The 5,731-nt window shown below is 68.2% G+C and carries 5 protein-coding genes; 2 read left to right on the top strand and 3 right to left on the bottom strand.

Annotation, left to right across the window (positions count from 1 at the left end; translation table 11 throughout):
* Window positions 1–165: 165 nt before the first annotated feature.
* Together MJ783_RS08080 and MJ783_RS08075 are read left to right on the top strand one after the other, a co-directional pair.
* Window positions 166–1,449 carry a helix-turn-helix transcriptional regulator gene (locus MJ783_RS08080; protein WP_239309675.1) on the top strand — a complete coding sequence of 428 codons (1,284 nt, stop codon included), beginning with the start codon at window positions 166–168 and terminating at the stop codon, window positions 1,447–1,449.
* A complete protein-coding gene (locus MJ783_RS08075) occupies window positions 1,446–1,997 on the top strand; it encodes a GNAT family N-acetyltransferase (protein WP_239309674.1) in 552 nt (183 codons plus the stop codon). The genes MJ783_RS08080 and MJ783_RS08075 overlap by 4 nt, the downstream gene beginning before the upstream one ends.
* A 525-nt stretch (window positions 1,998–2,522) precedes the next feature.
* Here MJ783_RS08075 and MJ783_RS08070 read toward each other — a convergent pair.
* From MJ783_RS08070 to MJ783_RS08060, 3 genes are all read right to left on the bottom strand, one after another.
* Window positions 2,523–3,089 (bottom strand): Uma2 family endonuclease, encoded by a 567-nt coding sequence (locus MJ783_RS08070; RefSeq protein ID WP_370651535.1) that lies wholly within the window; start codon window positions 3,087–3,089, stop codon window positions 2,523–2,525.
* 382 nt (window positions 3,090–3,471) lie between these two features.
* Window positions 3,472–4,743 carry a Fic family protein gene (locus MJ783_RS08065; RefSeq protein ID WP_239309672.1) on the bottom strand — a complete coding sequence of 424 codons (1,272 nt, stop codon included), beginning with the start codon at window positions 4,741–4,743 and terminating at the stop codon, window positions 3,472–3,474.
* 232 nt (window positions 4,744–4,975) lie between these two features.
* Window positions 4,976–5,731 (bottom strand): aldehyde dehydrogenase family protein (locus MJ783_RS08060; RefSeq protein ID WP_239309670.1); only part of this gene is annotated, 756 nt, incomplete at its 5' end.

The following is a 5,731-nucleotide window of genomic DNA, read 5'->3' as shown; positions in this document are numbered from 1 at the left end:
GGGATGGCCACGAACCTTGGTTGGGCCGAGGGGATCGAAAACCCTTGTCGTGCCGGCGTCGCCGATCCGGCGAACCTTGGTGGCCACCCCACTAGCTGTGACCCCGTGAAGGCATCGTCACGCACGCCTCACGCATGTGTCGTCATGCTGGACAGGAGGGCACGGGTGGACGATCAGGCTGCGGTTGCGCATCTCGCGGGGCGTATCCGCGCGTTACGCCTTGCCGCGGGCATGCACAGTCTGGCCGAGCTCGCTCGGCGTACCAACCTGGACCGGGCTGGGATCAGTCGGGCCGAAGCTGGCCGGTTTCTGCCGTCCGATGTGGTCGTGGAGGCCATCGACACCGCGGTGGGTGCCGGTGGAGAGTTGGTGCAGCTCCGTGCGTGGATCCACCGGGCGCGACACGGCATCGGCGAACCTGACGGCGGGGAGGTGAGTTCCACGGACCGGCGGCAAATGCTGGGGATGGGTGCGCTCGCCGCGGCGTCGGCACTCGCTGCCGAGACCTTTCAGCGGATCTCGACAGCAGACCCGGGCGCGTTGACGCTCGCCGAGTTGGAAGCCGACGTCGACGAGATCGCCGTGGTGTACACGTCGGTGCCCCATGTCGCCCTACTGCCCCGGGTCGTGGACCGCTGGCGGCAGGTTGAGCAGATCCTCGACAGCCGGACGGCAGGACAGGCCCGGGCGCGGGTAACCCTGCTCGGCGGGCAATTCGTCTTCTTCCTCGGCCGGCTGGCGTTCAACACCGGTGACATGCGTTCGGCCCGCCGGTTCGCGATGCTGTCCGGGCACTACGCCGACGAAGCCGGGGAACCGGTCCTTGCGGCGTCGGTGGCCGCGCTGCACTCGTCGATCGCCTACTACACGGGTCGGTACACGGCCGCTCTGGATCATCTGCGGGGCGCGGCGCGTTGGGACCATCCCTACGTCCGTGCCCGCATGGCCGCCTACGAGGCCAGGGCGCATGCCGCAAACGGGGACGTCGTGGCGGCGCGGGCGGCGTTGGATCGGATGGAGGCGACGGCCGGTGACTTCCGCCCGGCGCCGGGGGAAACACCGGTCGGTGATGCCGCGGTGGCCATGTTCCGCGCCGGGATCGCAGCCCGGCTCGGGGACGCTACGGCCGTCGCTGAATGGGCACCGCTGGCGATCAGCGGCTATCAGAACCGCAGCGGGGACTTCTCCGCCGAGGAAGAACAGCACGCCGTGCTCACCCTCGCCATGGCGCATCTGCTGCGACCAGCGCCGGAACCTGATGCGGCTGCGGCCGTCGGCATACAGGTTCTCACAGCGCTCTCAACGAACCATACGTACACGGTCGCCGAACGGGTTCGCCACCTGGATGCCATGTTCATGCCCGCTCACCGGTCGATTCCGGCGGTGCGGGATTTCACCGAGCGGTTACGGCAGGCCCGCCCCGCACTGACCGCTGGCACCAAGGCATGAGCGGCGACCTGGTGACCACCTTTGCCATCCCCACGATCGTCACCGAGCGTCTGACGCTGCGCGCCATCGCACCGGAGGACATCGACAACTACGCGACCATGTGGGCTGATCCGGAGTTCATGCGCTATCTCGGGGGTCCCGCGGACCGGTCCGCGACCTGGCGGAACATGGCGACGACCCTCGGGCACTGGGCGCTGTGGGGGTACGGGCTGTGGTCCGTGGTGGAAACGGCCACCGGTGAGCTGGTCGGCCGGGCCGGGCTGTGGAACGAGCCGGGCTGGCCCGGCGTCGAGGCGGCGTGGTTCATCGCCCGACCGCACTGGGGCCGCGGGTTCGGACCGGAGGCCGGGCGAGCCTCGCTACGGTTCGCCTTCAACCGGCTGGCCGTCGATCAGGTCGTCTCCGTCATCGACGCCGACAACACCAGGTCGATCCGAGTCGCCGAGAAGATCAGCGAGACCTACCACCACACCGAGTTCCTGCACGGTAAAAATCAGCATGTGTACGCCATCAGCCGATCCGCATGGGAGACGCAGACCGACAACTGACAGCCGCGATTGCGTCCCCCGCATCGAGCACGACACGTCCGACCAGGCATATGTCTGACTGGAAAACTCAACGTGAGGTGGGCAGGCTCGCGCCCACCAGGGCACTTGGCCGCTGGCGCGCGGGAAGGCATTCGAGCGCGCCGTGCGCCGCGACTGGGATCTCGCGTTGTTCGGTACCCTCCGGTGATCCTCTGGGACACCGGTGCTCTCTGCTTGCCAACGAGCATCCTTGGTCTCAGCCCCGCTGACGCCTCATGATCCTGCCCGGGTTCTGCCCGCCATATGCCCATGGACCACGGTCAACAGTTGGATTCCGGGAGACTCATCAGGACCACACCCGTGACGATCACGGCGAAGCTTCTGCCCAGATCAGACCGTGTTCACCGAGGTCAGGAGGCATACCGGCCAGATAGGCGCAGGTCGGCGGACTACGCCGTGGCACGCACGAAGCAGATGAAAGCTGCGGCCAGGGCAGGAACCGCCTGAGCTGACGGCCCTCGTCAGTACTCCGCGGCCGTGCTGGTGCTATGGCTGGGTGAGGTCGATCTTCACGGGGAATGGAGTGGCGGCTTCGACCACACCCGCGTGAACATCGCCAGCCCGGTAGGCTCGCGCGGCCAGATCGAGCACGTAGGTGTGAACGAGCGGGACACCGGCCGCGGACTGCTCGATCCGCCAGTAGAACTGGATGCCGGCCGAGGCGTACTGCTCCGGCTTGAAGACGCGATCGGTGGTTTCCGAGCCCGGCGACACCACCTCACCAACCAGCAGGATGTTCTCGGGGCGCATCGGCGAGACCCCGACCGTGCTTGCTCGGTACACGACGATGTCGGGTCGACGCACGGTGAGCGGCACGTCGTGGAGCCGGACATCGAAGTCAAGATCGGCAAACCACTCCGGTGCCCCCGCGGCCTCCATCGCGACAGCCAGCTTCTTGGCAAGCCGGTTGTGTTGGAGGGACGCGCTCGGGACCATGACCACCATCCCGTCCACAATCTCGATATCCCTGGACTGCTCCTCGGACAGCATGTCGTACAGCTCCGCTGTGATCTGCTGGTGCATCCAGGCGGGAGGGACGATCTCCGCGGTCACGACGCACCTCCCTGGCTCGGCGGCCCCCGGACCCGTTGTCCCGCTGTCAGCGTAGCGTGCCAGCCGGATCCGCTGCGCCAGCCAGACGCGGCTGATCGGTCGGTGCGTCCGACAGGTCGACAGGTCGACACATGGTGTCGCGACGACGAGGCACCACCCTCGATTCTGGGGCCACCCGTACCTGGCGGCCCACGTCGCCTCGGCCGCAGCTCGGTGTCGACGCGCCGGACTGGCGAGAGGCCACGACACCGTTCGGCGAGGTGGGGAGCTACCTGTCGGCAGCTGACATCGTTAATCATCAGAGCTGCAACAAGATCCGCGACCACAAGAAGGCAAGGAAGGCCGCAGCCTCAGCGGAGGTGACCGTTGCCCTCCGGATGGATCATGGCCTCTGGGGTACGCGGCGGCTGGGCGGGCTGACGATGGTCTCGCCTGCTGGGCTGGCGAGGCGTCGTTCAAGGTACGCGAATGCCTCGATGGCCTCGGATGCCTCGAACGCACGATTGCGGCGGCCTACTGTGATCTGGCGGAGAACACCCACATTGACAAGCCGATTGATTGCCTCGTTTGTTGCCTGCAGACTTCGACCAGACAGGGCGGCAGCCGAGCGGACGGTGAGCACCGGCGCTGCGGGCAGCAGGCGCAGGATGCTCTCGAGAGCGGAATGGGTGCGTACGGGGCCGGCCCTGCGGAGCCAGTCATCGCGAAGCGACTCGAGACGCCGCTCGAAGTCGACGGCGTCCGCACATGCTCGGGTGCAGGCGGCGGCGAACAGCGCGACCCAGGAGTCGGTCGCCACCTGTGCCTCGTCGGAGGTCGCGGGACCCATGTAGTGGGCTGCGGCCAGCGCGGCAAGGTACGCACGCGACCAGGTCGCGAGAATCAGGGAGACGGGGGGCAGGACGCCTGCGGCGAGACCGCGGCGCCGCAGCACCATGTGGATCAGCGCGCGGCCGGTACGCCCGTTACCATCGACAAACGGGTGAATCGTCTCGAACTGCGCGTGCGCGATGGCAGCCTGGGCGACGGCCGGAAGAGTGTCGTCGGCGCAGAATGCACAGAGGTCTTCGAGCAGGCCGGGCACAGCCTCCGGTGGCGGCGGGACGAACGTGGCTGAGCACGGGTTGTAACCGCTCCCGCCGATCCAGTTCTGTTCGGTTCGAAGCCTGCCGCCGTGCCGCTCCAGGTGGCCGGCGGCGAGCAGACGCTCGTGGACGTCAAGCAGAGACGCGATCGTGATGGGATCACCGACACCGACCAGTTCGGTTGCACGCACCATTGCGTCGATGTTGGCCAGTACCTCGACTGCGGTGATGTCGGTGGCGGGCTCGTCGAACCCGCGTGCCGCCTCGGCTCGCAGGAGGCGTCGGCCGCCGACCTCGAGCCCTTCGATCCGAGACGAGGCGACTGACTCGGCCCGCAGGAGGATGCGCGCCAGCACCTCGGTGCCTCGTAGCGCAGCGGCCTCGCGGTCGAGGCGGCTGATTGCGACCTCGGCGTCAGCGACATCCGCCGCCGTTGCGGCGTCGAGACGCCACTTCCGGCCGACCAGCGGGTCCGGCAGGTACGCCTCGTAGTCGCAACCGAGTCGGTCCCGCCGGGACAGACCCGCGCCGAGATCGCTTTCCCAGCGCCGCCGTAGGAGCTCAGCCATCTTGAGCAGCCTCCATAATCAGGGTTACGCCACAACCTTGATTATGACGCGGCGTGCTTCAAGGTTGTCGCCACGCTGGTCCGCCGCTACACGATCGCAGTCGACCCGGACAGCGCCGCGCCTGGTTCCCGCGGCCGGCGGCCAGCCCGTCCACGTTCCGGTCGATGTTCCGGTCGATGCTCGGATCAGAAGACGAGCACCGGCTTGACGGTGACGCCGGCGACGGAATCGGCTACCGCCCGGTTGATGTCCGTGAACGGATAGGTGGTGATGAGCTCTTCGAGATGATCCGGCCGGCGGCGGTCGAGCCGGTGAAGGAGACCTTGTCAATGCCGGGATGCCTGATGAGCAGGTCACCGGTCTGCCGGCCACCGGTGATCAGGTTGACGACGCCCGCGGGGATGCCGGCCTCCTCGATTGCCTCCATGAGGTAGGCGGCATCCAGCGACGTCTCCGGGGCGGGCTTGAGCACCACGGTGCAGCCGGCGGCCAGCGCCGGCCCGAGCTTCATCGCGGTAAGCCCGAGGGGGTAGTTCCACGGCACGATCACCGCGACGGTCCCGACCGGGCGCCGCTGCAGGCGCACCGTGCCGGGATAGGCCAGCGCCGGGCGCTCCTGGTCGGCGAAGCCACCGCGCGCCAGCGCCGCGTAGTACCGCAGTGTGCCAGCCACGGCGCGGACGTTGGCGGAGGCGGAGGCGGAGGCGGACAACGCCAGCGGCATGCCGTTCTGCCGGGAGACGATCTCGCTGATCTGCTTCGAGCGGCGTTCGACCGCCCCGGCGAGCCGCTCGAGCAGGCCGGCCCGCTCGACGGCCGGAGTTGCATCCCAGGCCGGCTGGGCCGCCCTGGCGGCAGCCACCGCCAGATCCACCTCCTTGGCGCCTGCCTCGGGCAGGTCACCGAGCCGTTGCTCGGTGGCGGCCTCGATGATCGGGGTAGTCGTCTCCGACAGGGGTGTCGTCCACTGCCCATCGATGTAGAAGGA

This window comes from Protofrankia sp. Cj3, from assembly GCF_917627355.1.
In the GTDB taxonomy this organism is placed as follows: domain Bacteria; phylum Actinomycetota; class Actinomycetes; order Frankiales; family Frankiaceae; genus Protofrankia.
This window is presented reverse-complemented; position numbering and strand designations above follow the sequence as displayed.

Bases quoted from the DNA above. Each gene is read 5' to 3' on its own strand.
- MJ783_RS08065 (WP_239309672.1), bottom strand. From the start codon at position 4,743: ATGGCTGAGCTCCTACGGCGGCGCTGGGAAAGCGATCTCGGCGCGGGT.
- MJ783_RS08075 (WP_239309674.1), top strand. From the start codon at position 1,446: ATGAGCGGCGACCTGGTGACCACCTTTGCCATCCCCACGATCGTCACC.